Here is a 3,095-nt window from a genome sequence, read left to right as displayed (position 1 = left end):
GCGGCCGACGGACGACGCCGGACACGTCACCTATCCGGCCGGCCCCGGGCCACCACGACCGCTCGTGGCCGCGGCCACGACGCCGGGAAACGAGTCCCGCCCGTATGTTCTCGTCATCGATGAGATGAACCGCGCGAACCTCGCCAAGGTCTTCGGCGAGCTGTACTACCTGCTGGAGTACCGCGATCAGTCGATCAGCCTGCAGTACTCGAGCGACAGTGACTTCCGCCTGCCGAAGAACCTGTTCATCATCGGCACAATGAACACACTCGACCGGTCGATCTCGATGGTGGATGCCGCCATCCGCCGCCGGTTCCCCTTCGTCGAACTGCACCCGTCGGCCGAGCCGGTGTCGGGCGTTCTTTCCGCGTACCTGGCGGCGCAGGGTATCGACGATCGTCGCGCCCGGCTGTTGAATGCGCTGAATTCCGGTATCGACGAGCGCGATCTGCAGATCGGGCCGTCGTACCTCATGAAGCACTCCGCACGCGAGCATTCAGGGCTGGAGCGCATCTGGAAGTACGACATCCTGCCGCTGCTTGACGACCACTTCTACGGCACACGCACCCCCGAACAGATCCGCGCACAGTTCGGGCTCGACGCGCTGCTTGCGCGGCTGAACGGTACCCTCGTCGGCCCGGTGGATGCCGTCCTCCAGCCCGATGCCGTCGTCTCGGTTGACGGGACTTCTGGAGCCGAGGAGCCGGCTGACTCGTGACCGACGTGCGCAGAATGACGCTGACCGAGTCGTTCGAGCCGTTCGCGGCCCGACTCTCGGAGGCGCAGTCACGCGCACTTCAGGGCTCACGGCTCGTCAACATCGTGCCGGCGGGGGCGGGTTCGGCGGTGCTGCAGCCGAGTGGTCGGGTTGGCGCGGTGCGCGTCGGTGATCTCCAGGTCGAGGTGTGGCCGAAGGAGAAGGTCAAGCTCGCTCACCTCATCTTCATGTTGGGCTACGCCGCTGATCCAGGCTTCCGGCCCGAGGCTGTCGACGCCGAGGCGTACGACGAACTGTGGCCTGCGCTCGCGGAATCGCTCGCACGGCTCTGCGAGCGAGCGTTGCTCGGGGGAGTACTGCAGGGGTACCGCACCGTCGAAGAGTCGTCGATCGTGGTGCGTGGCCGCATCCGTGTCGCCGATCAATTGCGGCGGCATCCCGGCCAGATCTCGCCGACAGAGATCGCCTACGACGAGTACACGACCGACGTCGCCGAGAACCGCATCCTACGCACCGCCCTGCGACGGATGCGGGCGGTTCCCCGCCTGCGACCGGATGTCGCCGCGCGACTATCGCATCTCGACAACCGGCTCGACGGCGTCGCTGTGCTCCGCCGAGGTGCGCCGCTGCCGACATGGCGACCGACCCGGCTGAACGCGCGGTACGTACCAGCGCTGCGGCTTGCTGAACTCGTGCTGCGCAACACAGCCGCGCAGGCGGGCGATGACGGCGTCGAGATCGCTGCGTTCGTCGTGTCGATGTGGAAGGTGTTCGAAGACTTCGTCACGGTGGCGCTTCGCGAGGCCATTGCCGCACGGGGCCGTCGCGCCGTGCCGCAGAAGCGCTGGCACTTCGACGAGGTCCGGCGCGACGGCGTCAGCCGGGTGCCGATGGCGATTGACTTGCTGGAGTACGACGGTGCCGCGCCAGTGATGGTCTATGACGCGAAGTACAAAGCCGCCGCCGGCGACGGCCGCTATCCGAACGCCGACTTCTACCAGATGCTCGCCTACTGCACGACGGTTGGGCTCGATCGCGCCGTGCTCGTCTACGCCCAAGGTGGCGAGCCCGTGGATCGCCGCGTAGTGAACTCGCCGGTGACGATCCGCGAGTGGCCCCTGGACCTGTCGCTGTCACCGGTCGAGATGCTCGCGTCGATCGGGTGTGCTGTCAACTGGGCGTCGATGCCGCTTGAGGCAGTGGTTGAAAGGACTGCATATGGCGTTCCCGCATGATGATCGCGTCGCTGACGAGCTGCTGAAGTACATCGCTCGGCACCCCGGCGGGCGCATCCATGGCCCCCAGTCGTACGAGCCGCTTGCAGATACATTCCCGGAATTGACACCCGATGACCGCGAGTCCCGGGTTCCCACGGGTGAACTCCGGTGGGAGAGCAAGGTTCGTTTCGCGCGACTCAAGCTGGTGGAACGAGGTCTTCTCTTCCCGGCCAAGGAGGGCCCGGACCCAAAGCGAGGCGTGTGGATTCTCACTGACCTGGGAAAGCGAGTCGCAGCCGGTGAATCAATTCCTCTGGCGGTGCCGCGAGGTCAAGAGTCCGAACGCGAGGGCGTCATCCTGGGCTGGAACAGGTCTCTCTGGGATGGTTGGGAGGAGACCTACGAGGGCGTCGTCAACATGCTGATGGCCGGCGCGACGTACAAGACCCGATGGTCCGTAGGCAATCGGCGCGACCTGGCCCCCGGCACGGACGCCTGGCTTCTCCGCCAGGGCGGTCCCTTCGGCATCCTCGGACACGGGGTCGTGACGTCAGAACCATTCGAGGATGTTCACTTCGCGAGGCCCGGCGAGACCTCTCGGTATGTCGACGTCGAGTTCGATGTGCTCGTGAATGAGGAAGACATCCTCAGCCGCGACGAGCTCGAGCGGGCGGTACCCGACGTCGCCTGGCGGTACCAGTTCCAGTCAGGCAACCGGGTCGCAGCCGACGCCAACGCGCGACTTCGCAAACTCTGGGACGACTACATCTCCTGAGATCCGATCGCATCATCAAGGACAGCCGACGAAGTGCCCGAAGTCACACTCTCCAAGACGGACGACAACAAGCTCGACAAGAGCGTGCAGGCAAAGGTGCTTGCATTCCTGATGAAGCTTCGCGAGGACGACAGTGCCTACGGGCTGCGCATCAAGAAGCTCGAGCAGCAGAAGGACCCCCGAGCACGCACGGGGCGAGTCGACGACTCCTGGCGTGCGGTGCTCTTCTGCCTCGACCACGCGGGCGAGCGCACGTACGTCTATGCAGGAACCTACGAGCACGACGAGGCGATCGAACGAGCGCGAACCCGCGTACTGCGAACGAATCCGGTCACGCACGTCGCCGAGATCATCGACGCGACGACGCCCGAGGTTGCCCCGGTGG

The 3,095-nt window shown here is 65.5% G+C and carries 3 protein-coding genes and 1 pseudogene; all 4 read left to right on the top strand.

Features of this window, described 5'->3' with window-relative positions; genetic code table 11:
- Nucleotides 1–718 (top strand): AAA family ATPase (locus Q1V87_RS07780; protein WP_300591585.1); only part of this gene is annotated, 718 nt, incomplete at its 5' end.
- A 14-nt stretch (nt 719–732) separates the two neighbouring features.
- Nucleotides 733–1,953 carry a restriction endonuclease gene (locus tag Q1V87_RS07775; RefSeq protein WP_300591584.1) on the top strand — a complete coding sequence of 407 codons (1,221 nt, stop codon included), beginning with the start codon at nt 733–735 and terminating at the stop codon, nt 1,951–1,953.
- Nucleotides 1,937–2,710: a winged helix-turn-helix domain-containing protein gene (locus Q1V87_RS07770; RefSeq protein WP_300591583.1), complete on the top strand. Its 774-nt coding sequence runs from the start codon at nt 1,937–1,939 to the stop codon at nt 2,708–2,710. Before Q1V87_RS07775 ends, Q1V87_RS07770 begins: the two co-directional genes overlap by 17 nt.
- 33 nt (nt 2,711–2,743) lie before the next feature.
- Nucleotides 2,744–3,095, top strand: a pseudogene (locus tag Q1V87_RS07765) (DNA helicase UvrD); the annotation flags it as partial.

The sequence above is a fragment of the Microbacterium sp. genome (assembly GCF_030149085.1).
Classification (GTDB): domain Bacteria; phylum Actinomycetota; class Actinomycetes; order Actinomycetales; family Microbacteriaceae; genus Microbacterium.
This window is presented reverse-complemented; position numbering and strand designations above follow the sequence as displayed.